The sequence below is a fragment of the Thermomonospora echinospora genome, from assembly GCF_900108175.1.
Classification (GTDB): Bacteria; Actinomycetota; Actinomycetes; order Streptosporangiales; family Streptosporangiaceae; genus Thermomonospora; species Thermomonospora echinospora.
In genome coordinates this window covers 191889-215098 of record NZ_FNVO01000008.1, presented here as the reverse complement: position 1 = coordinate 215098, position 23210 = coordinate 191889, and the positions used below count along the sequence as shown (strand labels likewise).

21 protein-coding genes are annotated in these 23210 nt (G+C 72.6%); 7 read left to right on the top strand and 14 right to left on the bottom strand.

Annotation, left to right across the window (positions count from 1 at the left end; all coding sequences use genetic code 11):
* Nucleotides 1-73: 73 nt before the first annotated feature.
* From C4U03_RS20070 to metH, 5 genes are all read right to left on the bottom strand, one after another.
* The gene (locus C4U03_RS20070; protein WP_103939344.1) at nucleotides 74-1834 is read right to left on the bottom strand and encodes an ABC transporter substrate-binding protein; all 1761 of its coding nucleotides are present in this window, start codon (nucleotides 1832-1834) and stop codon (nucleotides 74-76) included.
* Nucleotides 1835-1873: 39 nt separating this feature from the next.
* Nucleotides 1874-2908: an ABC transporter permease gene (locus tag C4U03_RS20065; protein WP_103939343.1), complete on the bottom strand. Its 1035-nt coding sequence runs from the start codon at nucleotides 2906-2908 to the stop codon at nucleotides 1874-1876.
* Between the two features lie 377 nt (nucleotides 2909-3285).
* Complete coding sequence (locus C4U03_RS20060) at nucleotides 3286-3729, bottom strand: hypothetical protein (RefSeq protein WP_103939342.1); 444 nt, start codon at nucleotides 3727-3729, stop codon at nucleotides 3286-3288.
* A 151-nt stretch (nucleotides 3730-3880) separates the two neighbouring features.
* A complete protein-coding gene (locus C4U03_RS20055) occupies nucleotides 3881-4540 on the bottom strand; it encodes an HAD family hydrolase (protein WP_268817521.1) in 660 nt (219 codons plus the stop codon).
* 119 nt (nucleotides 4541-4659) lie between these two features.
* Nucleotides 4660-8133 (bottom strand): methionine synthase, encoded by a 3474-nt coding sequence (gene metH / locus C4U03_RS20050; protein ID WP_103939341.1) that lies wholly within the window; start codon nucleotides 8131-8133, stop codon nucleotides 4660-4662.
* Nucleotides 8134-8340: 207 nt separating this feature from the next.
* Between metH and C4U03_RS20045 the strand changes: the two genes are divergently transcribed.
* The 3 genes from C4U03_RS20045 to C4U03_RS20035 all read left to right on the top strand — a co-directional run bounded on the left by C4U03_RS20045 (nucleotide 8341) and on the right by C4U03_RS20035 (nucleotide 10856).
* Nucleotides 8341-8799 carry a universal stress protein gene (locus C4U03_RS20045; protein WP_103939340.1) on the top strand — a complete coding sequence of 153 codons (459 nt, stop codon included), beginning with the start codon at nucleotides 8341-8343 and terminating at the stop codon, nucleotides 8797-8799.
* A 181-nt stretch (nucleotides 8800-8980) separates the two neighbouring features.
* Nucleotides 8981-9844, top strand: coding sequence for a PAC2 family protein (locus C4U03_RS20040; protein WP_103939339.1), 864 nt, complete (start codon nucleotides 8981-8983; stop codon nucleotides 9842-9844).
* Between the two features lie 169 nt (nucleotides 9845-10013).
* Complete coding sequence (locus C4U03_RS20035; RefSeq protein ID WP_103939338.1) at nucleotides 10014-10856, top strand: oxygenase MpaB family protein; 843 nt, start codon at nucleotides 10014-10016, stop codon at nucleotides 10854-10856.
* Here C4U03_RS20035 and mshC read toward each other — a convergent pair.
* From mshC to C4U03_RS20010, 5 genes are all read right to left on the bottom strand, one after another.
* Nucleotides 10846-12090 carry a cysteine--1-D-myo-inosityl 2-amino-2-deoxy-alpha-D-glucopyranoside ligase gene (mshC, locus tag C4U03_RS20030; RefSeq protein WP_103939337.1) on the bottom strand — a complete coding sequence of 415 codons (1245 nt, stop codon included), beginning with the start codon at nucleotides 12088-12090 and terminating at the stop codon, nucleotides 10846-10848. The two genes, C4U03_RS20035 and mshC, sit on opposite strands and share 11 nt — an antisense overlap.
* A 47-nt stretch (nucleotides 12091-12137) precedes the next feature.
* Nucleotides 12138-12932 carry an NRDE family protein gene (locus tag C4U03_RS20025; protein ID WP_103939336.1) on the bottom strand — a complete coding sequence of 265 codons (795 nt, stop codon included), beginning with the start codon at nucleotides 12930-12932 and terminating at the stop codon, nucleotides 12138-12140.
* A 32-nt stretch (nucleotides 12933-12964) separates the two neighbouring features.
* Nucleotides 12965-13762, bottom strand: a complete 798-nt coding sequence (locus C4U03_RS20020) for an SCO1664 family protein (RefSeq protein WP_103939335.1) — start codon at nucleotides 13760-13762, stop codon at nucleotides 12965-12967.
* Between the two features lie 73 nt (nucleotides 13763-13835).
* Nucleotides 13836-14396 (bottom strand): DUF3090 domain-containing protein, encoded by a 561-nt coding sequence (locus C4U03_RS20015; RefSeq protein ID WP_235017989.1) that lies wholly within the window; start codon nucleotides 14394-14396, stop codon nucleotides 13836-13838.
* Between the two features lie 62 nt (nucleotides 14397-14458).
* Nucleotides 14459-15163, bottom strand: a complete 705-nt coding sequence (locus C4U03_RS20010) for a histidine phosphatase family protein (RefSeq protein ID WP_103939334.1) — start codon at nucleotides 15161-15163, stop codon at nucleotides 14459-14461.
* Nucleotides 15164-15284: 121 nt separating this feature from the next.
* Here C4U03_RS20010 and corA point away from each other — a divergent pair, with 121 nt between their 5' ends.
* Nucleotides 15285-16259 (top strand): magnesium/cobalt transporter CorA, encoded by a 975-nt coding sequence (gene corA, locus C4U03_RS20005; protein WP_103939333.1) that lies wholly within the window; start codon nucleotides 15285-15287, stop codon nucleotides 16257-16259.
* 4 nt (nucleotides 16260-16263) lie between these two features.
* Here the strand turns inward: corA and C4U03_RS20000 are convergent, their stop codons facing one another.
* Nucleotides 16264-16854 (bottom strand): hypothetical protein, encoded by a 591-nt coding sequence (locus C4U03_RS20000; protein WP_103939332.1) that lies wholly within the window; start codon nucleotides 16852-16854, stop codon nucleotides 16264-16266.
* Between the two features lie 97 nt (nucleotides 16855-16951).
* Nucleotides 16952-17770 carry an undecaprenyl-diphosphate phosphatase gene (locus C4U03_RS19995; RefSeq protein WP_103939331.1) on the bottom strand — a complete coding sequence of 273 codons (819 nt, stop codon included), beginning with the start codon at nucleotides 17768-17770 and terminating at the stop codon, nucleotides 16952-16954.
* Between the two features lie 269 nt (nucleotides 17771-18039).
* Here C4U03_RS19995 and C4U03_RS19990 point away from each other — a divergent pair, with 269 nt between their 5' ends.
* From C4U03_RS19990 to C4U03_RS19980, 3 genes are all read left to right on the top strand, one after another.
* Nucleotides 18040-18978 carry an aldo/keto reductase gene (locus tag C4U03_RS19990; protein ID WP_103939330.1) on the top strand — a complete coding sequence of 313 codons (939 nt, stop codon included), beginning with the start codon at nucleotides 18040-18042 and terminating at the stop codon, nucleotides 18976-18978.
* Nucleotides 18959-20710 (top strand): helix-hairpin-helix domain-containing protein, encoded by a 1752-nt coding sequence (locus C4U03_RS19985; RefSeq protein WP_103939329.1) that lies wholly within the window; start codon nucleotides 18959-18961, stop codon nucleotides 20708-20710. The genes C4U03_RS19990 and C4U03_RS19985 overlap by 20 nt, the downstream gene beginning before the upstream one ends.
* 136 nt (nucleotides 20711-20846) lie before the next feature.
* Nucleotides 20847-21524, top strand: coding sequence for a hypothetical protein (locus C4U03_RS19980; protein ID WP_103939328.1), 678 nt, complete (start codon nucleotides 20847-20849; stop codon nucleotides 21522-21524).
* Nucleotides 21525-21650: 126 nt separating this feature from the next.
* Here C4U03_RS19980 and fabI read toward each other — a convergent pair whose 3' ends face one another.
* Together fabI and fabG are read right to left on the bottom strand one after the other, a co-directional pair.
* Entirely contained in the window at nucleotides 21651-22430 is a 780-nt protein-coding gene (gene fabI, locus C4U03_RS19975; RefSeq protein ID WP_103939327.1) for an enoyl-ACP reductase FabI, read from the bottom strand.
* A 1-nt stretch (nucleotide 22431) separates the two neighbouring features.
* On the bottom strand, nucleotides 22432-23136 hold the full coding sequence (gene fabG / locus C4U03_RS19970) for a 3-oxoacyl-[acyl-carrier-protein] reductase (protein ID WP_103939326.1): 705 nt from the start codon (nucleotides 23134-23136) through the stop codon (nucleotides 22432-22434).
* Between the last annotated feature and the right edge of the window lie 74 nt (nucleotides 23137-23210).

The window sequence follows — 23210 nt, the reverse complement described above, 5'->3', positions numbered from 1 at the left end:
GCCGGCGGGGCCGCTGGGGTCCCGCCGGCCGCCCGGTGCCTTCACCCCTCTACAGAGAGTTCGGGCGCTGACCTCAGCCGGTCACGCCGAGGTTGGCGTAGTCGTACATGCCGAAGCCGGCGTGGAAGTAGACGTTGGCGAGCGTCTGCGGCCGGTACAGCAGGGACTTGGCGTAGACGTTGGGCAGGATGGCGGCCTTCTCGCGGATCTTCTGGTCGATCTGGTTGTAGATCGCCTCCCGCTGCGCCGCGTCGTCCAGCTTGACGACGTCGTTCCACATCTTGTTGATCTCCGGGTCGTCCAGCTCGGACGGGTTGGAGTTACCGGCGGGAACGATCGCCTTGCCGTCGGAGATGGCCTGCAGGTAGCCGTAGCCGGTGGGCCAGTCGGCCGCCCAGCCGTAGGTGCCCAGGCCGATCTTCTCCTTCTTGACGAAGGACGGGGAGCCGAACTGCTCGGCGGTGTAGGTGCCCGCCGGGTAGCCCTTCAGGGTCAGCTTGATGCCGGCCTTGCCCAGCGACTGCTCCAGCGCCTCGGCGACGGCCTTCTCCTTGGGCCGGTCGCTGCGGTAGACCATCGTGGTCGAGAAGCCGTTGGGCTGGCCGCACGCCTGCAGGGCCTCCTTGGCCTTGTTCACGTCGCCCTTGTAGCCGGCGGCGGTGGAGGTGTAGAGGTCCGTGCCCTTCTGGCGGCCGGCGATGATCGGCGGCTGGATGGAGGTGGAGCGCTCACCGCCGACGTCGCCACCGTAGGCCCGCCACATCGCGTCACGGTCGGCGGCGTAGACGATGGCCTTACGGCACTCGACGTTCGGGATGTTGACGGTGCTGATCGGCACGTACCAGTGGAAGCCGGCGTACGGGTTGTCCGCGTTGGCCTTCAGCTTGGGGTCGGTGAGGATCTTCTGCCGGGCGGCGTCCTGCACGCCGCTGCCGGGCAGGTCCACGTGCAACTGGCCGTTGAGCAGCCGGTTGTCGACCTCGTTGGCCTCAAGGCCCGCGGTGATCTCGATGCGGTCGGGCAGCGCCTTGCGGTTGGGGTCGGTGCTGGCGTCCCAGTTCTCGTTGCGGACCAGCACGCCGCCCTTCTTCGGCTGGTAGTCGCCCTCCCACTTGTAGGGGCCCGAGGACAGCGGGTGCAGCCGGTACTGGGCGCCCTTGTCCTTGTCCGGCGGCACCGGGGCGGTCTGGCCGGAGAAGGTCACCAGCTCGTTGAACTCGGGGAAGGGGTCCTTGAGCTTGAAGACGACGGTGTAGTCGTCGGGGGTCTCGATGCCCTTGAAGTCATCGAGGTTCTTGTTCTTGTAGGGGCCCTTGTAGTCCCCGGCGTCCAGCAGCTGAGGGAAGTAGGCCGGGCCGTGGCTGAGCACACCGCGGTCGTAGGTCCGCGCCACCGCGTACTTGATGTGCTCGGCCTTGATCTCCGAGCCGTCCTCGTACTTCAGGCCCTTCTTGAGCTTGAAGGTCCAGGTCTTGTTGCCGTCGCTCGGCACGCCCGCGGCCTCGGCCAGGTCCGGCGAGGGCTTGTTGGAGTCCGCGCCCGGCTTGGAGGTGTAGGTCATCAGCGTCCGCGAGTACAGCCGGACGAAGTTGTTGCCGAAGGCGTAGTAGGTGTCACCGGGGTCGGTCGAGTCGAAGTCGTCGCTCATCCCCATGCGCAGCACGCCGCCCTTCTTGTCGGAAGGGTTGACGATGCCGTTCGACCCGGCGTCGAACTTGGTGGCGGCCGAGCCGCCCTCGCCGTCGCCGTCGTCGCCGCCGCCACAGGCGGACAGGCCCAGACTCAGCACGACGGCGCCCGCCGTCATCGCCGTCCAGACTTTGGGACTTTTCATGACTTCCCTTTCACTGTTAGCCGGTAGGGGGTACCGGGGTCATCGGGCCCGTGGGTCGAGGGCGTCGCGCAGGCCGTCGCCGAACAGGTTGAAGGCCATGACCGTGACGAAGATGGCCAGACCCGGGATGATCACGAAGTGCGGCGCGATCGTGTAGAGCGAGGTCGCCTGGGTCAGCATGCCGCCCCAGGACGGCGTCGGCGGGTTGATGCCGACGCCCAGGAACGACAGGGCGGCCTCGAAGAGGATGTTGGTCGGGATCAGCAGGGTGGAGTACACCAGGATCGGCGCGATCAGGTTGGGCAGGATCTCCCGGACGATGATGTAGCCGTTGCCGGCGCCCATGCTGCGGGCGGCGTCGACGAACTCGCGCTCGCGCAGCGACAGCGTCTGGCCGCGGACGATGCGGCCGATGTAGGGCCAGCTGAAGAACCCGATGATGAACACCAGCAGGGCCATCCGCAGGGTGTTGCCCTCCAGGCTGACCAGGTGCAGGAAGTCCGGGCCGAACGGCAGGATGTCCATCTTCCCGGGGATCACGCCGACCAACGCGATGGAGAACAGCAGCAGCGGGAAGGCCAGGAAGACGTCCATGGTGCGGGCGATCAGCGAGTCGACCCAGCCGCCGAAGTAGCCGGCGACCACGCCCAGTGCGGTGCCGATGATCACCGCGACCACGGTGGCCAGGAAGCCCACCAGCAGCGATACCCGGGCGCCGTAGACGATCCGGCTGAACAGGTCGCGGCCGTTGCCCGGCTCGAGGCCGAACAGGAACTCCCCGCTCATCCCGCCGAACTTCCCGGTCGGGGAGCCCAGGGTGGGGTCGATGTGCTCCTGGTGGAACTCGTTGGGAGGGTGCCCCAGCAGCTTGACCACCAGCGGCGCGAACACCGCCAGCAGGACCAGCAGGATGATCACGATGCCGCCGGCCACGGCCACCCGGTCGCGCTTGAGCCGCAGCCAGGCGATCTGGCCCAGGGAGCGGCCCTCGATCGCCTTCTTGCCCACCCCGGCGAGGACGGCCTCGGGCTGGGCCTCGGTCTCAGACCCCGACACCTCGATCGGTGCGGTCACGCTCCGTACCTCCCTGCACGTCGGCGGCGCCGCCGAAGAGCGAGAGCACGGGAGCGGACACAGGCGTCCGTGGTCTTCCCGCTACCGGCAGCGCGTTTGCTGGAGGGAAACCTAGCTCTCCAGCGACGAGGGTCCATCGCGAAGCCGAACCCCACCAGTACCCGTGTCCGACTTGTGATCTCGTCGTCATCTGGGGCACACGTGGTCCGAACAACCCGACCGGACAAAACGCCCAGATATTACGCTCCAGTAAGGCGGAGTTGCCAACTGGACCCGGGGGTACCGCGAAAAGCTTTACCTTTCCGAGTCCTGGCCGATACCGATCGTCCGCCGATCCTGCCTCTGAGATGGAGATTCTCAGCCGTGCCGCAGAGGGCTCACTGGATGCCGCGGCGGCGCAGGATCTCCTCGATCTCGGCCAGATCCGGGTCCGCGGACGGGCCCGCGGAGGGCTCCACGGCCCGCTGCGGGCGCCGCTCGCCGCGCTCCTTGCGCCCCGCGCGCCCCGCCGTCCCGGCGCCGCCCACCTGCGGACGCCCGCCGCCATCACCGTCACCGCGCCTGCTCAGCATCACGCCGGAGACCAGGTAGAGCAGCACGGCCAGGCCGGCCAGCGCCACCCCCGCCCACTTGGCGGGGCTGAACACCAGGTCGGCGACGAACCCGGTGACGCCAGTCAGGGTCGCCGCCAGCGGCACCATCGACCAGGCGGCGCCGCGCAGGCCGGAGGCGGCCCCTCGGCGCTTGGCCACGCCATAGCTGACGACGAGCCCGAGCAGTGTGATCCCGAGACTGATCGTGAAGAGCATCGCGTCGCCCATGCCGGGTCCCCCACCTTCGCATCCACGCCGTGTGTCTCCTGCCATAGTCACACGTACATGGACAAAGACCCCTCATCCGGCCGGATGGTTCCCGCGGACGCGCCCTCCTCCCCCGGCGGTAGCCGTCCCCTAGGGAACCGTCCGGCGGGTCTCAGGGACGCAGCCGGGACAGCAGGTGAAGATCCACCTCGCGCAACGATTCCACCACGATCCGGCCGGGCGCAGGCGGGACCGGGGCGACGCCGGGCACCGCCACGGTGACGCATCCGGCGGCCTCGGCGGCGGCCACGCCGGTCGGCGAGTCCTCCAGCACCACGCAGTCCTCCGGCCGCACGCCCAGCCGCGCGGCGGCGGTCAGGTAAGGCTCGGGCTCGGGCTTGAGCCGGGCAACCTCGTCACCGGCCACAGTGACGTCGAAGTGCTCGCGGCCGATGCCCTCCAGGACCGCCTCGATCAGCCTGCGGTGGCTGGAGGACACCAGCGCCGTCGGCAGGCCGGCCGCGCGCACCTCGGCGAGCAGTTCCTTGGCCCCGGGCATGAGCGGGGCCGACTCGCTCAGCCGCTCGGCCATCCCGTCCAGCAGCCGCCGCTCCACCTCCTGCTGCGGGGCCACCGGCCCGGCCAGCGCCAGCATGTACACGGCGGCGCGGCTCAGCGAGCCGCCCACCATCTTCTCCTGGTGCTGCGGACCCCAGACGCCACCTAGCCAGGCCATCACCTCGGTCTCGACCTCGAACCACAGCACCTCGGAGTCGATCAGCAGGCCGTCCATGTCGAACAGGACGGCCCGCGGCCACCCGTCCCCCTCCACGTGTCTCCTTCTCCAGGCGCGCCGGGATCACCGGCCCGCGCCACCAGGGCCACCAGGGCCTGGGGGTATCCCCGGGCCACCAAGGCCCAGAGGTACGTCCCCGGGCCCGAACGAACAGGTCAGACGTTGAAGTACTTGGCCTCGGGGTGGTGGACGATCAGCGCGTCGGTGGCCTGCTCGGGCACCAACTGGAACTCCTCCGACAGGGTGACGCCGATCCGCTCGGGCCGCAGCAGCCGCACGACCGTGGCGCGGTTCTCCAGGTCCGGGCAGGCCGGGTAGCCGAAGGAGAAGCGGGCGCCCCGGTAGCCGAGCTTGAAGAACTCGCCGATGTCGTCGGGGTCCTGGTCGCCGAAGCCGATCTCCGCGCGCACCCGGGCGTGCCAGTACTCCGCCAGCGCCTCGGTGAGCTGCACCGACAGTCCGTGCAGCTCCAGGTAGTCGCGGTAGGCGTTCTTGGCGAACAGCTCCGCGGTGGCCTCCGACACCTTGGAGCCCACCGTGACCAGCTGGAAGGCGACCACGTCGGTCTGCCCCGACGCGCGGGGGCGGAAGAAGTCGGCCAGGCACAGGTGCCGGTCGCGGCGCTGGCGGGGGAAGGTGATGCGCTCGCGCTCGGACCCGTCCTCGTTCATGATGACCAGGTCGTCGCCCTCGCTGACGGCTGGGAAGTAGCCGTAGACGACCGCGGCCTCGATCAGGCCCTCGGACTGGACGCGGTCCAGCCACATGCGCAGCCGGGGCCGCCCCTCGGTCTCCACCAGTTCCTCGTAGGAGGGTCCGTCGCCGCCGCGGGCGGGCTTGAGGCCCCACTGCCCCATGAAGGTGGCCCGCTCGTCCAGGAACGAGGTGTAGTCGGCCATGGGGATGCCCTTGACGATCCGCTCCCCCCAGAACGGCGGCTCGGGCACCGGGTTGTCGGCGGCCACGTCGGAGCGGGCGGGCATCTCCTCGGGCTCGGTGACCTGCAGCCTCGCGCCGGTCTTGACCCGCCGTTCCCGCAGCGGCGGCAGGACGGCGCCCTCCTCGCCGCGCTTGACGGCCATGAACGCGTCCATCAGCCGCAGCCCCTCGAAGGCGTCGCGGGCGTAGCGGACCTCGCCGTCGAACAGCCCGGCCAGGTCCTGCTCGACGTAGGCGCGGGTCAGGGCGGCGCCGCCCAGCAGCACCGGCCACTCGCCGGCCAGGCCCCGGGAGTTGAGCTCCTCCAGGTTCTCCTTCATGATCACCGTGGACTTGACCAGCAGCCCGGACATGCCGATGACGTCGGCGCGGTGCTCCTTGGCGGCCTCCAGGATCGCCGACATCGGCTGCTTGATGCCGATGTTGACCACCTCGTAGCCGTTGTTGCTCAAGATGATGTCGACCAGGTTCTTGCCGATGTCGTGCACGTCGCCCTTGACGGTGGCCAGCACGATGCGGCCCTTGCCGCCGTCGTCGGACTTCTCCATGTGCGGTTCGAGGTAGGCGACCGCGGTCTTCATCACCTCGGCGCTCTGCAGTACGAACGGCAGCTGCATCTGCCCGGAGCCGAACAGTTCGCCGACGGTCTTCATGCCGTCCAGCAGCACGTTGTTGATGATCTCCAGGGCGGGCCGCTGCGCCAGCGCCTGGTCCAGGTCGGCGTTCAGGCCGTCGGACTCGCCGTCGATGATGCGGCGCTTGAGCCGCTCCCACAGCGGTAGGGAGGCCAGCTCCTCGGCGCGGGAGGCGCGCAGCGCCTTGGCGTTGACGCCCTCGAACAGCTCCATGAACCGCTGCAGCGGGTCGTAGCCGGCGCGGCGCCGGTCGTAGACCATGTCGAGGGCGACCTGGCGCTGCTCGTCGGGGATGCGGGCCATCGGCAGGATCTTGGAGGCGTGCACGATGGCCGAGTCCAGCCCGGCGTTGACGCACTCGTTGAGGAACACCGAGTTCAGCACGATCCGGGCGGCCGGGTTGAGGCCGAAGGAGACGTTGGAGACCCCCAGCGTGGTCTGCACCCCCGGGTGGCGGCGCTTGAGCTCGCGGATCGCCTCGATGGTCTCCAGCCCGTCGCGGCGGGTCTCCTCCTGGCCGGTGGCGATGGGGAAGGTCAGGCAGTCGACGACGATGTCCTCGACGTGCATCCCCCAGTTGCCGGTCAGGTCGTCGATGATCTCACAGGCGATGCGGACCTTGTCGGCGGCGGTGCGGGCCTGGCCCTGCTCGTCGATGCACATCACCACGACGGCGGCGCCGTGCTCGCGGACGGCGGTCATGGTCTTGTGGAAGCGCGAGTCGGGCCCGCGCCCGTCCTCGTAGTTGACCGAGTTGACCAGGGCGCGGCCGCCGAGCATCTCCAGCCCGGCCCGCAGCACCTGCGACTCGGTGGAGTCCAGCACGATCGGCAGGGTGGAGGCGGTGGCGAACCGGAACGCCAGCTCCTTCATGTCGGCCACGCCGTCGCGGCCGACGTAGTCGACGCACAGGTCGATCATGTGGGCGCCGTCGCGGGCCTGGTCGCGGGCGATGCGTACGCAGTCGTCCCAGCGCTCGGCCAGCATCGCCTCACGGAAGGCCTTGGAGCCGTTGGCGTTGGTGCGCTCCCCGATCGCCAGGTAGGAGGTGTCCTGCCGGAACGGGACGTGCTGGTAGAGCGAGGAGGCGCCGGCCTCGGGCCGGGACCTGCGGGGGGCCACCTCGCGGCCGCGCACCCGCTCGACGACCTGGCGCAGGTGCTCGGGGGTGGTGCCGCAGCAGCCGCCGACCAGGGACAGGCCGTAGTCGCGGGTGAAGGCGTCGTGGGCGTCGGCCAGCTCGGCCGGGGTCAGCGGGTAGCGGGCGCCGTCGGCGGTCAGCTCGGGCAGCCCGGCGTTGGGCATACACGACAGCCCGACGCGGGCGTGCCGGGCCAGGTAGCGCAGGTGCTCGCTCATCTCGGCCGGGCCGGTGGCGCAGTTGAGGCCGATCAGGTCGATGCCCAGCGGCTCCAGCGCGGTGAGCGCGGCGCCGATCTCCGAGCCCATCAGCATGGCGCCGTTCTGCTCGATGGTGACCTGGCCGATCAGCACGGTGTCGGCGCCGGCGGCGTCGATGGCCCGGCGGGCGCCATTGAGGGCGGCCTTGACCTGCAGCAGGTCCTGGCAGGTCTCGACGAGGATCGCGTGCACCCCACCGGCGATCAGGGCGGCGGCCATCCGCTCGTAGGAGTCGCGCAGCTCGGCGTAGGAGACATGGCCCAGGGTGGGCAGCTTGGTACCGGGGCCGACCGAGCCGATCACCCAGCGGGGCCGGTCGGGGGTGGAGTAGGCGTCGGTCACCTCGCGGGCGATGCGGGCGCCGGCCTCGGCCAACTCCTCGATCCGGTCGGCGATGCCGTACTCGCCGAGGTTGCCGAGGTTGGCGCCGAAGGTGTTGGTCTCCACGCAGTCGACACCGACGTCGAGGTAGGCCGCGTGCACCGCGCGGACAATGTCGGGACGGGTGACGTTGAGGACCTCGTTGCAGCCCTCATGCCCCTCGAAGTCGTCCAGGGTCGGATCCTGGGCCTGGAGCATCGTCCCCATCGCGCCGTCGGCCACGACGACTCGTTCCCGGAGGGCCTGACGCAACGTCTGTGGGGTAGCGCTCATAGAGCGCAACTCTATCCGGCCGACCCGCGCGCAAGCCGGGACAGGCGGGAGATCTCGCCCACCCCGTCAAAGGGACACGGCGGCCCGGGAAAAGCGGCCGCCCGCCCGGCCGACCTTATCGACACGCCGTCCGATTGACAGGTGACGGAACGGCACTCCGGCCGATAACGTGCCCATTCGGAAACTACTCCCCGGTAAGGAGCGGCGATGGCCTCGTACCGCACCATTCTCGTCGGCACCGACGGCTCGGACTCCTCTTTCCGCGCGGTGGAATCGGCCGCCCGGCTGTCGGCCGACACCGGAGCGACCCTGCTGCTCGCATCCGCCTACCACCCCATGAGCGAGCGCGAGCGGCTGAGCGCCGCCGACCGGCTGGGCGACCTGGCCTACAAGGTCCAGGGGTCCACCCCCGCCGAGGACGCGCTGCGGGCCGCCCGGGAACGCGCCGTGGCGGCCGGCGCCAAGGACATCGACGAGGTCGCGGTGGAGGGCGACGCGGTGGACGTGCTCACCAAGGTCGCCAGGGACCGCGGCGCGGACCTGCTGGTGGTGGGCAACCGCGGCCTCAACAGCCTGGCGGGCCGGATCCTGGGCTCGGTGCCGGCCAACCTGTCGCACCGCTCGCCCTGCGACATCCTGATCGTGCACACCACCGACGGGAAGTGATCGCCGGCCCGTCCCCCGGCCACGTCCGCCCGGTCACCCCGGGCCGCGCGGCCGGGAGGCGGGCCCACCCCGCCAGGACGTAGGGTGACGGTATTCGATCATGAGCGCGTCCCGGCCTCCCGGGACCCGGGAACAACGGCGCGCGCCGTGACGCTGTACCTAGGTCGGAAGGAGGCAGCGGGTGGTCGAGTTCGAGAACGTGCCCGAGCTGGTCGACCCGGTCCTGGTCGCCGCCTTTGAGGGGTGGAACGACGCCGGCGAGGCGGCCAGCGGGGTCATCAGGCATCTGGAGTCGGCCTGGGACGCGTCCCCGGTGGCCGAGCTGGATCCGGAGGACTACTACGACTTCCAGGTGACCCGTCCGACGGTGGAGCTGGACGAGGACGGTGTCCGCAGCATCACCTGGCCCACCACCCGGATCTCGTGGGCGCGCCCGCCGGGTTCGTCGCGTGACGTGGTACTGATCCGCGGCATCGAGCCCAACATGCGCTGGCGCTCGTTCTGCCGGGAGCTGCTGGAGGCGGTGGAGCGGCTGGGCGTGCGGACGGCGGTGCTGCTGGGCGCGCTGCTGGCCGACTCCCCGCACACCCGCCCCGTCCCGGTCAGCGGAAGCGTCTCCGGTCCCCCCGTGGTCGGCACGCTGCGGCTGGAGCCCGGCGGCCGGTACGAGCTGAGCCGCTACGAGGGCCCGACCGGCATCCTGGGCGTCCTGCAGGACGCCTGCGACAAGGCCCACATCGGCACGGTGGCGCTATGGGCGTCGGTGCCGCACTACGTCTCGCACCCGCCCTCCCCCAAGGCGACGCTGGCGCTGCTGCGCCGGGTGGAGGACCTGCTGGACCTGACCGTGGCGCTGGGCGAACTGCCCGAGGAGGCGCGCGCCTGGGAGCATGGGGTCAACGAGCTCGCCGAGCAGGACACCGAGGTCGCCGAGTACGTCAAGGCGCTGGAGGAGCAGAAGGACGCCGCCGAGCTGCCCGAGGCCAGCGGGGACGCCATTGCCCGGGAGTTCGAGCGCTATCTGAAGGGTCGCGACTCCGGCTGATCTCCGGTCCACGCCGGGGCCGGTGGATCCCCCAACGGCCCGCTGCGGGCGTGCCCCCGCCGCCACCAGGCGCGGGGGCGCACCCGTCCCAGGACCGCCCCACGGGCCTTGCACATCCGGGAAAGGCGCGCAAGTATTCACTTACAAGCGTTGAGCCCCGGGAGGACCGATGGCGGGCGAATCCCCCATACCCCGCGACAGGTCGGTGCTGCAACTGCTGGCCGGTGAGCCCGCCGTGCTGGTGGCCGCCGGCCGCGCGCTGCTGCTGCAGGTCGCCCACCCCAAGGTGGCGCAGGGCGTCGCCGACCACAGCGACCTGCGAGAACGGCCGCTGGACCGACTGCTCGGCACGCTGGACTTCCTGACCATCGTGACGTTCGGCACCCCGGAGGAGGCCGAGCGGCTCGGCCGGGTCATCCGCCGCGTGCACGAGCGCATCACCGGGCCCGGCTACTCGGGCAACGACCCGGACCTGCAGGTGTGGGTCAACGCCACCCTCATCGAGGCGGCGCTGTTCGTCTACACCGAGGTGCTGCGCTCGCCCAGCGGCGACCTCGCCGAGGAGTACGTCCGCCAGGCCCGCTACGTCGCCGACGTGCTGGACTGCCCGCCCGGCGCCCAGCCGGAGGACTTGGCCGCCTTCCGCCGCTACATGGACGAGATGATCGGCGCGCTGGAGGTCTCCGACACCGGCCGCGAGGTCATGCAGGCCGTGCTGTGGCCGGCCCGGCTGCGGTGGTTGTGGCCGGCCCTGTGGCTCAACCGGTTCGTCACCACCGGGCTGCTGCCCGAGCCGATCCGCGCCCAGTACGGGCTGCCGTGGAACCCCCGCAGGGATCGCCTGCTGCACACGATGCTGCGTACCGGGGCGTTCTGCTACCTGCTCGTCCCCGGTTCCGTCAGGCGCTCACCGGCCAGGCTGGGCCTGCACCTGTCCCGCCGCCGGATCGCCCGCCGCGCCACCGGGTCCCGCGAGCGGTCCCGGCGGGAACGCGAACGCCTCACAGGCTGACGCCCAGCAGGGCGTCGGCGATCGTGCGGACCTGGGCGGGGGCGGCGTCCTCGGCCTCGCCGGCTCCGGACAGCGCCTGCTCGGCCCAGCGGTCGATCGCCACCAGGGCCGCCGGGGCGTCCAGGTCGTGGGCCAGGTGGCGGCGCACCTCGGCGGCCACCGGCTCCGCCGAGGGGCCGGACGGCAGCCGCACCGCCGCGCGCCAGCGCGCCAGGCGGCCGGTGGCGCGCGCCAGGTCCTCGGACGTCCACTCCCAGTCGGAACGGTAGTGGTGGCCCAGCAGCGCCAGCCGGATCGCCATGGGGTCGGCGCCGTCACCCCGCAGCCGGGAGACGAACACCAGGTTGCCGCGCGACTTGGACATCTTCTCGCCGTCCAGGCCGACCATGCCCGCGTGCACGTACGCCCTGGCGTGCGGCCGCCGCCCGGTGGCCGCCTCGGCGTGCGAGGCGCTCATCTCGTGGTGCGGGAAGGCCAGGTCCGAGCCGCCGCCCTCGACGTCGAAGGCCATGTCCAGGTAGTGGACGGAGATCGCCGAGCACTCCACGTGCCAGCCCGGGCGGCCCCGGCCGAAGGGCGAGTCCCAGCCGGGCTCCCCCGGCCGCTGCACCATCCACAGCAGCGCGTCCAGCGGGTCCTTCTTGCCGCGCCGGGCGGGGTCGCCGCCGCGCTCGGCGAACAGCGGCATCATCTGCTCGCGGGTCAGCCCGCTGACCCGCCCGAAGTCGGGGTCGGCGGCGATCGGGAAGTACAGGTCGCCGTCCACCTCGTAGGCGGCGCCGCGTGAGCGCAGCTGCTCGATCATCTCGATGATCAGCGGGATCGCCTCCACCGCGCCGATGTAGTGGTCGGGCGGCAGGATCCGCAGCGCGGTCATGTCGTCGCGGAACAGGGCGATCTCCCGGTCGGCCAGCTCCCGCCAGTCCTGGCCGGTCTGCTGGGCACGTTCCAGCAGGGGGTCGTCCACGTCGGTGGCATTCTGCACGTAGTGCACCGTGTGCCCGCCGTCCCGCCACACCCGGTTGGCCAGGTCGAAGGCCAGATAGGTCGCGGCGTGGCCGAGATGGGTGGCGTCGTAGGGGGTGATGCCGCACACGTACATCCGGGCGGTCGGGCCGGGCTCCGTGGGCCTGACCGAGCCCGTCCCGGTGTCGTGGAGGTGCAACGGCAGCGCGGGGCCGGACAGACCGGCTTCGGACAGGCGGGGTACCCCGGGGGCAGGCCACGATCGCATGCCTGAAGCTTATCCGTGCCCCGAATCGACCTCGACGCGGAGATCGTCTACTTGTCGCCCCGCTCGGCGGCCGGCAGCACGGCCGTCCACGCCCGCGGGTCTCCGGGCGCGGCGGTGAAGTCATAGCGCACCCCCTGGGGCGACAGCGCGACCAGGCTGACCGACGAGGTACCCCACAGGCCCGCCTCGTACCGGCGGGTGAGGACCAGCGCCCGGCGGTCGGCGCGGTCCAGCCCGCCGCCGTCCAGCAGCGGCAGCCACTCGCCCCAGGCGCCGGCGGTGGTGCCCGTGCGCGGCTCGGGGCGCCGGGCGGCGGTCAGGCGCGGGCGGAAGAAGGCGATCCGCTCGGTCATCTGCACCTCCGACTCCCGCTCCCAGGGGTCGACCGACGTCGCCGGGCCGCCCTCCAGTCCGGTGTTGACGATCATGTGCAGGCCGGGGCCGAGTTTCCGCTCGGCGAGCTCGTGCCCGTCCCAGCTCCACAGCAGGGCCCCGCCGAGCCCGGCGCACACCAGGTGGAAGGGGTCGAAACGGGCCAGGTCCAGATCGCCGAGACCGCCGTCGGCCGCCGCGCGCAGGGGCAGCTCCCCGCGCGAGGCCCGGCCCTCCTCGGGGGCCAGCCGGCCGCGGCCGTTCAGGACGCAGGCCACCCGCGGCGCGTCCGGATCGACCGCCAGCCAGGTGCCGCCGGCCCGCAGGTCGCGACCGCCGAGCAGGGCGGGACGGTCCGGCCAGTGCGCGCCCGGCGGCGCCCAGGGCCGGTCGGCGAACTCGTCACGGACTCCGGCGAGCAGCAGGGGAACGGGGGAGGAGGGGTCGAAACCCACCACGGCCGTGCACATGGCCCTTATTGGACCATCTCCCCCGGATCGGGTCAGAGCGGGGGCCAGGGGATGGCGGGCCAGTCCTCGGGGGGGTAGGGGTGGATGCGGTGCTTGAGCATCAGCTCCACCCGCCGCGCGGTGGCGTCGATCTCCTCGCCGGTCAGCAGGTCGCCCAGCCGCTGCGACAGCGGCCCGCCGCGCAGCCCCTCCGCCACGCGCCGCAGCGCCTCCAGCGCCTCGGCGGTGAGCTTCTTGCCGCGCCACTGCCACAGCACGGTCCGCAGCTTGTAGTCGGTCGAGAAGCAGACCCCGTGGTCGCAGCCGTAGACGTGGCCGTCCCGCGCACCGGCACGGGCGGAGCCGCCGGGCGGCAGCAGGTGCCCGATCTTGCGGTCGGCGTTGTTGATCACCGCGTCGAACACCGCCATCCGGCGGATCGCCGGGTCCTCCGAGCGCGACAGGGCGACCAGGTCGACGTCGGGGTCGGGCTCGACCCACAACTGCACCATGCCGACGCCGTAGGGGCCGTCGCGGTGCACGGTCGGCGGGACGATGTGCCAGCCCATCGCCTCCGACACCAGGTAGGCCGCCACCTCGCGCCGGGCCAGTGTGCCGTCGGGGAAGTCCCACAGCGGCCGCTCCCCCGCCACCGGCTTGTAGACGCAGGCCGCGCGCAGCCCGTCCAGCTCGACCGAGCAGTACAGGGTGGCGTTGGACGCCTGGACCAGACGGCCCTCGACGGTGAGCCGGCCGTCGGCCAGCAGCCGCTCGGCGGTCTGCGTGTCGGCCGGGTCGACCCCGCCGTCACCGGGCGGGTCGGCGGCACGGTCCCGGGAGGGTTGCGTCATGTCCTCATTCTCCCGATCCTTCCGGCCGATGCGAGCGCCGGACGGGCCGGCCCGCCCAGGTGGGACGTCATCGTCAGCCCAGGTGCCCGTTCTGGCGCGGGCACACGTGACCGGCGGCGTCCAGCGGCAGGCCGCACAGTGGGCACGGCGGCCGGCCCGCCGAGACCACCTTCAGGGCGCGCTCGGCGAAGGCCCGGGCCTGGCCGGCGGTGATCCGCACCCGCAGCACCACGATCGCCGGCTCGTCCTCGCCGGGTTCGGCGGCCAGCGGCTCCACGCCCTCGTCGTCGGTGACCTCCTGAGCCTCGATGATCACCCGCTCGTCCTCGGGGTCCCAGGCCAGCGCCATGGTGCCCACCCGGAACTCCTCCTCCACCGGCTGGTCCAGCGGCGCGTCGTCCTGCAGCTCGGTGGGGGCGACCGCGGGCACCGGGGCGCTGCCCCCGCTGCGCCGCAGCACCTCGTCCAGCAGTTCCTCCAGGCGCTCGGCCAGCATGGTGACCTGGAACTTCTCCAGGCCGACGCTGGTGACGCGGCGGCCCGCGCGCGCCTGCAGGTAGAAAGCGCGCTCGCCCGGCTGCCCGACGGCGCCCGCGACAAACCTGTCCGGCATGTCATAGGAGATGACGGGCACGACAGGACCTCCCCTCACAAGGACCGACCGGCACGGGTGCGAAAGAGCTCACGCCGATGACCTTACGCGCCGCCGCCCACCGGTGCGTCGCCCTCTCCCCCCGCGGGCGTGCCGGGCGGGGGCAGCAGCCCGTCCACTCCTCCCCCGGTGTCGTTGAGCCGGACGAGGAACGGGCGCAGCTCGGTGTAGCGGATCACCGTCAGCGACGCCGGGTCGGCCTGGATGCGCTGGAACTGGTCCAGGTGCAGGCCGAGGGCGTCGGCGACGATGGCCTTGATGATGTCGCCGTGGCTGCACACCAGGTAGACCGCGTCCGGGCCGGCCTGCGCGGCGATCCGCGCGTTCCAGTCCCGCACCGCCGTCACCGCGCGGTGCTGGGCGGCGGCCATCGCCTCTCCCTGCGCGCCGGGGAAGACGGCCGCGCTGGGATGCGCCTGCACGACCCGCCACAGCGGCTCCTCGGCCAGTTCCTTCAGCGGCCGCCCCGTCCAGTCGCCGTAGCGGACCTCGCCGAACCGCTCGTCGCGCAGCACCTCGCCGGGACCGTCCCGGCGGCCGGAGGCGGCGACGATGGCGCCGGCGGTCTGCAGGCAGCGGTCCAGTGGGCTGGAGACCACGGCGGCCAGCGGAACGGAGGCCAGCCGGTCGCCGAGCGCCCGCGCCTGGGCCCGGCCGCGTTCGTCCAGGGACAGCCCGGGGGTCCAGCCGGCCAGCACCGGCCCGGTCAGCTCGGTGAGGCCGTGCCGCACCAGCAGAAGCGTCGTCACGGACCCAGACTCTACGCAGATCCGGAGCAGTCGGTCGCACGGCGCCGTCCCGGATCCGGCAGGGGAGATGATGGACCCGGAACGGGTAATGATCACGCCAGGATCGGGAACGAGGCCGACCATGATCGTGGACAAGGCCATCTACTGTCGCGGGCGCCGGCACGACATCGAGGGCGACATCAGCGACGCCTTCGACGCCGCCCGCGCCGACGGGAGCGACTGCTGGGTGTGGATCGGCCTGCACGAGCCCACCGCCGAGGAGCTCAAGCTGGTCAGCCGGGAGCTGAACCTGCATCCGCTGGCCGTGGAGGACGCCGTCAACGCCCACCAGCGGCCGAAGCTGGAGCACTACGGCGACACGCTGTTCCTGGTGCTCAAGACCCTGGACTACCGGGAGGCCACCTCCGGCATCGAGGTCGGGGAGATCATGCTGTTCGTCGGGGCCGACTTCGTGGTGACCGTGCGGCACGGCACGGCCAACCCGCTGGCGCCGGTGCGCCGGCGGCTGGAGTCCGACCCCGAGTTGCTGGAGACCGGCGCCGTCGCGGTGCCGTACGCCGTCCTGGACGAGGTGGTCGACCGCTACCAGACGGTGGCGGGCGAGGTCGAGGTGGACATCATCGAGCTGGAACGGGCGGTGTTCTCATCGGACGGCCGGGACGTGACCGAGCGCATCTACTCGCTCAAGCGGGAGGTGCTGAAGTTCCGGTCGGCCGAGGACCCGCTGGTCCCGGTGCTCCAGGAGATCGTCGGCGGCCGGGTGCGTGAGCTGCGGGGCCCGCTGGAGTACTTCCGGGACGTGCTGGACCACCTGCTGCGGGTGGACGGTCGGGTGGACGCGCACGACGAACTGCTGACCAGCGTGCTGAACGCGCACCTGGCGCTGCTGGGGAAACGGCAGAACGAGGACATGCGCAAGATCTCCGCCTGGGCGGCGATCATCGCGGTGCCCACCGCGATCGCCGGGATCTACGGCATGAACTTCAAGGACATGCCCGAGCTGCAGTCCCCCTATGGCTATCCGCTGGTGCTCATGGCGATGGCCGCCGCCTGCCTGTTGGTCTACTGGCGGCTGCGCAAGAGCGGCTGGCTGTAGGACCTCAGCGGCCGGGGCCGGGCCCGGCGGGGGCCAGCAGGGACTCCCACAGCCGCGAGTCGGCGCCGGCCGCCTCGATGCGGAGCCTGATCCGTTCCACCGTGCCGGTGGTGGGCAGCGCCAGCCACACCAGCAGCGGGTAGCCGATCGCGAACGAGACCAGGAAGGGCATTTCGCTACGGGCCACAATCGCCAGCGGCAGCCCCAGCATGACCGCCGCCTCGCCCAGGGCGAAGCGCAGCAGGATCGCCTGCCGGAAGGCGGCCACGGCGGCCCGCCCGGTCCACTCCGGATCCGGGCCGGGATCCAAGGGGCGCGGCACCCGGGGCCCGGCCGCCAGCGCGACCAGGGCCGCGGCCAGGGGCGGCAGGAAGACCCAGCTGGGCAGGTCGCCCAGCCGGCTGCCGCCCTCCCGGACGATCATCGGCGCGATGGCCAGGATCAGCACCGGCGCCGCCATCAGCATGAGCATGACCCGGCGCAGCTGTCCCAGCAGCGTCCCGGTGCTCAGGGAGGCCCACAAGCCCGGGTCGTCGGACCGGCCGGGGCCGGGCCGCCCGTGCCAGGTGCCGGACGGCGGTGGCGGGGTCTGCATGGCGCCGTACTCTAGACCGGCCGGCAGGTCTGCCGGCAGGGGCCGGGCGGCCCGGTCCCGAAGTCCGGAGCCCGCCCGCGCGGCGGGCGGCGCGGCGTCAGGTGGCGCTGATCCGTCCCGCCGCCAGCAGGCCGATGATGACGGCGCCCAGCGCCACCCGGTAGTAGACGAAGATCATCATCGAGTGCCGCACCAGGAACCTCAGCAGCCAGGCGATCGCCGCATAGCCGACGACGAAGGACGCCAGGGTCGCGACCGCGGTGGGGACGGGCGCCACCCCGCCCTCTCCCACATGCCGCATCTCGAAGGCGCCCGACAGCACCACCGCGGGCACCGACAGCAGGAACGAGTAGCGGGCCGCCGCCTCGCGGGTGTAACCGAGGAACAGGGCGCCGGTCATCGTCGAGCCGGACCGCGAGGAGCCGGGGATCAGCGACAGGCACTGGAAGCCGCCGATGATCAGGCCGTCCCGCAGGTTGAGGTCGTCGACCTCCAGCTTGCGGCGCCCGGCCCACTCGGCGACCATCAGCAGCAGGCCCATCACGATCAGCGAGGTGGCGTTGATCCACAGGTTGCGGGCCGGATCCTCGATGAAGTCGCTGAACGCCAGGCCCATCACGCCGATCGGGACGGTGCCCAGCCCGATGTACCAGCCCATCCGGGCGTCCTGGTGGCGGCGCAGTTCCGGCGTCCACAGGCTGCGGGTCCAGGTCACCGCGATCCGGGCCAGGTCGTTGCGGAAGTAGATCAGCACCGCCGCCATGGTGCCCAGCTGGATGATCGCCGAGAACGCCGCGCCCGGGTCCTCCCAGCCCAGGAACTTGGGCACGAAGAGCATGTGACCCGAGCTGGAGATCGGCAGGAACTCGGTGAGCCCCTGCACGATGCCGAGCACGGTCGCTTCCACGACGTTCACAGACGCTGGTCCCCTCAGGATCGGGCGCGGTCGGGCACGACCGGACGCGATCAGACACGGATGCGGGTGCGGAAATCCCCGTCAGGGCAGCGTAGTGCGCCCGAGGACGGCGCACCGCCCGCCCTTCCGCCGCCACCGGCGCATTCACCAACAGGTCACCCTTTGGTCGCCTTGCGGCCACACCGGCGGCCCCTGGCGTTGATCTTGTGGGGAACACCCCGGCGTTCCCGAGGTGGCGCGGCGGCCGGTGACCGATAACCTGCGCACCTATGGAACAGCGTCACCTCGGGCGGAGCGGGCTCGTCGTCTCACGGCTGGGGCTCGGGACGATGACCTGGGGGCAGGAGACCGCTCCGGAGGAGGCGGCCGCGCAGCTGGCCGGGTTCGCCGACGCCGGGGGGACCTTCGTGGACACCGCCGACGTCTACGGCGACGGCGACAGCGAGCGGGTGCTCGGGCGGCTGCTGCGGGAGGTGGTGCCCCGCGAGGAGCTGGTCATCTCCACCAAGGCCGCAATCCGGCCCGACGGCCGCTACGACTGCTCGCGCCGGCACCTGCTGGCGGCGCTGGACGCCTCGCTGGACCGGCTGGGGATCGACCACGTCGACCTGTGGCAACTGCACGTGTACGACCCGGCGACCCCGTTGGAGGAGACACTGTCGGCGCTGGACGAGGCGGTGGCCTCCGGCCGCACCCGCTACGTGGGGGTGTGCGACTACGCCGGCTGGCAGCTGGCCAAGGCCGCGGCCTGGCAGCGGGCCTGGCCCGGCCGCGCCCCGATCGTGTCGGTCCAGACGGAGTACTCGCTGCTGCACCGGGAGATCGAGCGGGAGACGGCGCCGGCCGCCGAGGACGCCGGGGTCGGGATCCTGCCCTGGTCGCCGCTGGGCCGCGGGGTGCTGACCGGCAAGTACCGCACCGGCATCCCCGCCGACTCGCGCGCGGCCACCACCCGGTACGCCGAGTTCGTCCGGCCCTATCTCGGCGAGCAGAGCCGGCTGATCGTCGAGTCGGTGACGACCGCCGCCGAGGGGCTGAGCGTCTCGCCCCTGGCGGTCGCGCTGTCGTGGGTGCGCGACCGACCGGGCGTGGTGGCCCCCATCGTCGGCGCCCGCACGCCCGCCCAGCTCCTCGGCATCCTGGAGACCGAGGAGGTCACCCTGCCCGACGAGATCCGTGACGCCCTCGATGACATCTCCGATATCTGACCCCGTTCCCGACCCCGACCTGGCCGGGCTGCTGGCCTCGGCCGGGGTGCCGCAGGGGTACGTCCGCCGCGCCGCCGACCGGCTCGGGAGCCGGGCCGTCGCCCTGTTGCGCGAGGACCCGTGGCGGCTGCTGCGGGTGCCGGGCGTACGGCCCGAGCAGGCCGACCACTTCGCCCGGCGGGTGCTGGAGGACCGCGGCGAGCAGCCCCGGCCCGAAGACCCGCGGCGGGGCCGTGCGCTGGCGGTGCACGTGCTGACCGAGGCCGCCCGCCGGGGGCACACCGCCATGACACCGCAGGCGGTGCTGTCGGCGCTGGGCGCGCTGCGGGTGCCCGAGCCCGAGCGGGCCGTCGAGGCGGCGCTGGACGAGGCCGAGGTCGTCACGCTGCTGGAGGAGCCCGACTTCGACGAGAGCGCCGATTTCGACGAGCTCGACGAGCTGCCCGAGCCGGAGGAGTCGTTGGGGCTGGCCCGTTACGCGCTGGCCGAGGAGGCCGCCGCCGAGGGCCTGCGGCGGCTGACGGCGACCGCCGGGCCGCTGCTGCCCGACGACACGGTGCGGTCGCTGCGCGCCGGGCTGCCCGAGGACCGGGCGCTGGCCCTCACCGCGGCGGCGCGCACCGGCGTGAGCGTCCTGCACGGCGCCCCGGACGAGGTGGAGCAGACGGCCGCCGGCATCGCCCGCGTCGTCGCGGCGCAGGGCGTCCGGGTCGCCGTCGTCACCGGCACCATGGCGGCGGCGCGGTCCCTCGGCCTGGGAACGGGGCTGCACGAGCTGCTGGAGGCCCGCTGCCCGCAGGGGGCGGCCGCCGGGGTGGTGGCCTTCGGGCGCGGCGAACAGCGGCCGCTGGAGGCCGGGCTGGTGATCGTCCCCGACGCCGGGGCGCTGGACGTGGAGACGGCCGCGGCACTGGTGGAGGCGTGCGCCGACGGCGCCCACCTGGTGCTGGGCGGCGACCCGGCCGCGCTGCCGCCGACCGGTCCCGGCATGGTGCTGGCCGATCTGGCCGCCTCCGAGACGGTGCCGGTGATCGACCTGGCGCCGCCCGCGGACCCGGCGCCGCCGGCGCGGTTCACCGCGGCGGTCCGCGGCGGCGAGCTGACCGTCGTGGACGCGCCCGGGCGGGAGGTCGTCATCGTCCCGGCGGGCGGCGAGCGGGAGGCGGTGCACCGCGCCGTCCAGCTCGTCACCGACTCCATCCCCCGCGCCCTGGGCATCCCGGTCGAGGACGTCCAAGTCGTGACGCCGCTGGCGGGCGGGGAGGCGGGCGCCGCCGCCCTCAACGCGGCGCTCAAGGCACGGCTCAATCCGGGGCCGGGGACCTGCGGCGGGTTCGATCCCGGCGACCGGGTGATCGCCGCCGTGCCGGTGGTGGGAGTGGCGGCGGGCGAGCCCGGCACCGTCGTGGCGGCCTCCTCGGCCGGGCTGGAGGTGGCGTTCGGCTCCGGGCAGGAGCCGGCCGCCGTCCCGGCGGCGGCGGTGTCCCGGCTGCGGCACGGCTGGGCGGCCACCGTCGCGCTGGCCCGCGGCACCCGCCGCCCGGCGGTGGTCGCGGTGCTCCCCGGCGAGGCCGCCGTGGCGCTGTCCCGGCCGCTGGCGGTGACCGCCTTCGGGCTCGCCCGGCGGCATCTGTCAGTGGTCCACACCGACGCGCCCGCCCTGGCGCGTGCCGTGCGTGAGAACACCGGCACGCCGCGCGACACCCGGCTGGGGCGGCTGGTGCGGCAGTGAAAATCGCCGGGTGCGCGAGGTTTACGCCGGTGCTCTGACGGGGCACGTTTCGCCCGAACGACGTTCAGCCGATCTTGGCCCCCCGCCCCCGCATCATTAGACTGAACGTCAGCAACCGCCTCGGCGAAGGAGTGCAATGCCCCAGCAACGGCGCTTGCAGCGCATCGGCGTGCGGCGGATCGGCAGGACGGCCACGGTCATGTCGGCGGGTACCTTCGTCCTGCTGCTGGCGGGGGCCCCTGCCCAGGCGGGGGTGACGGCGGCCAAGCCGTGCCCAGCGCCCAAGACCCCGGCCGAGGTCCCGGAGTACTGGAAGTGCCTGGGGAAGAACATCGAGGACGGCCTCAACCCCCAGCCCGACCCGCAGGAGCCGGAGGAGCCCAAGCCGTCCAAGCCCCCTGCCAAGCCCAAGCCGTCCAAGCCCGACCCCGACAAGCCGGCCAAGCCCGACAACGACGGGAACGGCTCCACGCCGAAGCGCACCCGCACCCCGAACGCCCCGTCCGGAGGGTCGGGCGGCGGGGGCGTCACCGCCTACACCCGGCCCGAGCGCCTGCGCCCCTACACCCCCAGCGCCGCGAGCACCGCCCCGCAACTGTCCGGCCTGCTCCCGGCGCCGCAGGTCGCACCCGGCGCCCAGGTCTCCCCCACGGTGGGGCTCGGTGAGACTCGCCTGATCACCCCGGTGGCCGCCCAGCAGCGGCAGGAGGACCAGATGCTGTGGGTGGCCGTCGCGTCCGGGGTCGCCGGTGCGGTGGGCGCCATGAACATCAGCACGTGGGCCCGCCGGATGCGCCGCCGCCCGGCCCCCTGATCCCCGCGAGCCGACCCCCACGAGCGCACGCGAGAGGGCCCCGCTCCATGGCGGAGCGGGGCCCTCTCGGCGTCGGCAGGTCGGGCGACCGCGGCGGAGCACCGGCGAGCGCTCCGGGAGAACGGGTCAGGCGCCCACCGCGTGGACGCCGCCGTCCACGTGCACGATCTCGCCGGTGGTGGCGGGGAACCAGTCCGACAGCAGCGCCACGCACGCCCGGGCGGTCGGCTCGGGGTCGGCGACGTCCCAGCCGAGCGGGGCGTGCTCGGGCCAGATGTCCCGCATCTCGTGGAAGCCGGGGATGCTCTTGGCGGCCATGGTGCCCAGCGGCCCGGCGGCCACCAGGTTGACCCGCACGCCCTGCGGTCCCAGGTACTTGGCCAGATAGCGGGCGGTCGACTCCAGGCCCGCCTTGGCCACGCCCATCCAGTCGTAGACCGGCCAGGCGACACTGGCGTCGAAGTCCAGGCCGACCACCGAGCCGCCGTCCTTCATCAGCGGCAGGCACGCCATGGTGAGCGACTTCAGCGAGTAGGCGGAGATGTGCATGGCGGTGGCGACGTCCTCCCAGGGGGTGTCCAGGAAGTTGCCGCCCAGCGCGGTCTCGGGCGCGAACGCGACAGCGTGCATGATGCCGTCGAGGCCGTCGACGTGCTCGCGCACCCGGTCGGCCAGCCCGTCGAGGTGGTCGCGGTCGGTCACGTTCAGCTCGATGACCGGGGGCGGGTCGCCGGCCAGCCCGGACGGCAGCCGCCTGGCGATCCGCTCGGTCAGGGTGGGCCGCGGATAGGCGGTCAGCACCACCTGCGCGCCCTCGGCCTCGGCCAGCCGCGCCACGTGGAAGGCGATCGAGGCGTCGGTCAGGACGCCGGTGACCAGGATCCGCTTGCCTTCGAGAAGTCCCATCTCAGTGCCCCATCCCCAGTCCGCCGTCGACCGGGATCACGGCCCCGGTGATGTAGGAGGCGTCCTCGCTCGCCAGGAACCGCACCGCCTTGGCGACCTCCTCGGGCGCGGCGATCCGGCCCAGCGGGATCAGCGACTTGATCACCGCGTGCCGTTCCTCCCCCAGCGCGGCGGTCATGTCGGTGTCCACGAAACCGGGCGCGACCACGTTCACGGTGACGTTGCGCGAGCCCAGCTCGCGGGCCAGCGAGCGAGCGAAGCCCACCAGCCCGGCCTTGGAGGCGGCGTAGTTGGTCTGCCCGGCCGAGCCCATCAGGCCCACCACCGAGGAGACCAGCACGATGCGGCCGCTGCGCTTGCGCATCATCTGCTTGGCGGCCCGCTTGGCGACCCGGAACGCACCGGTCAGGTTGGTGTCCAGAACGGAGGTGAAGTCCTCCTCCTTCATGATCGCCAGCAGCGTGTCGCGGGTGATCCCGGCGTTGGCGACCAGCACCTCCACCGGGCCCTGCTCGGCCTCCACCTTGCCGAACGCGGCGTCCACGTCCTCGGCGCTGGTCACGTCGCAGCGCACCCCGAACAGCCCCTCGGGCGGCTCGCCGGAACGGTAGGTCACCGCCACCGCGTCGCCGGCGGCCGCCAGCTCGCGGGCGATCGCCAGGCCGATCCCGCGGTTGCCCCCCGTCACGAGGACGGACCGACTCATCTCATAACCTCCTGGATCCTCCACGGGCACGCGGCCCGTACGTCAGCGTCCGAGCGTAGTGGCGGGCCCCGGCC

What these genes read in the sequence shown, in the direction of transcription:
- metH (WP_103939341.1), bottom strand. Translation starts at nt 8,133, where the DNA reads ATGAGCGCTACCCCACAGACGTTGCGTCAGGCCCTCCGGGAACGAGTC.
- C4U03_RS19990 (WP_103939330.1), top strand. Translation starts at nt 18,040, where the DNA reads ATGGAACAGCGTCACCTCGGGCGGAGCGGGCTCGTCGTCTCACGGCTG.
- C4U03_RS20060 (WP_103939342.1), bottom strand. Translation starts at nt 3,729, where the DNA reads ATGGGCGACGCGATGCTCTTCACGATCAGTCTCGGGATCACACTGCTC.
- C4U03_RS20045 (WP_103939340.1), top strand. Translation starts at nt 8,341, where the DNA reads ATGGCCTCGTACCGCACCATTCTCGTCGGCACCGACGGCTCGGACTCC.
- C4U03_RS20070 (WP_103939344.1), bottom strand. Translation starts at nt 1,834, where the DNA reads ATGAAAAGTCCCAAAGTCTGGACGGCGATGACGGCGGGCGCCGTCGTG.
- C4U03_RS20025 (WP_103939336.1), bottom strand. Translation starts at nt 12,932, where the DNA reads ATGTGCACGGCCGTGGTGGGTTTCGACCCCTCCTCCCCCGTTCCCCTG.
- C4U03_RS19985 (WP_103939329.1), top strand. Translation starts at nt 18,959, where the DNA reads ATGACATCTCCGATATCTGACCCCGTTCCCGACCCCGACCTGGCCGGG.
- C4U03_RS20035 (WP_103939338.1), top strand. Translation starts at nt 10,014, where the DNA reads ATGGCGGGCGAATCCCCCATACCCCGCGACAGGTCGGTGCTGCAACTG.
- C4U03_RS20000 (WP_103939332.1), bottom strand. Translation starts at nt 16,854, where the DNA reads ATGCAGACCCCGCCACCGCCGTCCGGCACCTGGCACGGGCGGCCCGGC.
- corA (WP_103939333.1), top strand. Translation starts at nt 15,285, where the DNA reads ATGATCGTGGACAAGGCCATCTACTGTCGCGGGCGCCGGCACGACATC.
- fabI (WP_103939327.1), bottom strand. Translation starts at nt 22,430, where the DNA reads ATGGGACTTCTCGAAGGCAAGCGGATCCTGGTCACCGGCGTCCTGACC.
- C4U03_RS20020 (WP_103939335.1), bottom strand. Translation starts at nt 13,762, where the DNA reads ATGACGCAACCCTCCCGGGACCGTGCCGCCGACCCGCCCGGTGACGGC.
- fabG (WP_103939326.1), bottom strand. Translation starts at nt 23,136, where the DNA reads ATGAGTCGGTCCGTCCTCGTGACGGGGGGCAACCGCGGGATCGGCCTG.
- C4U03_RS19980 (WP_103939328.1), top strand. Translation starts at nt 20,847, where the DNA reads ATGCCCCAGCAACGGCGCTTGCAGCGCATCGGCGTGCGGCGGATCGGC.
- mshC (WP_103939337.1), bottom strand. Translation starts at nt 12,090, where the DNA reads ATGCGATCGTGGCCTGCCCCCGGGGTACCCCGCCTGTCCGAAGCCGGT.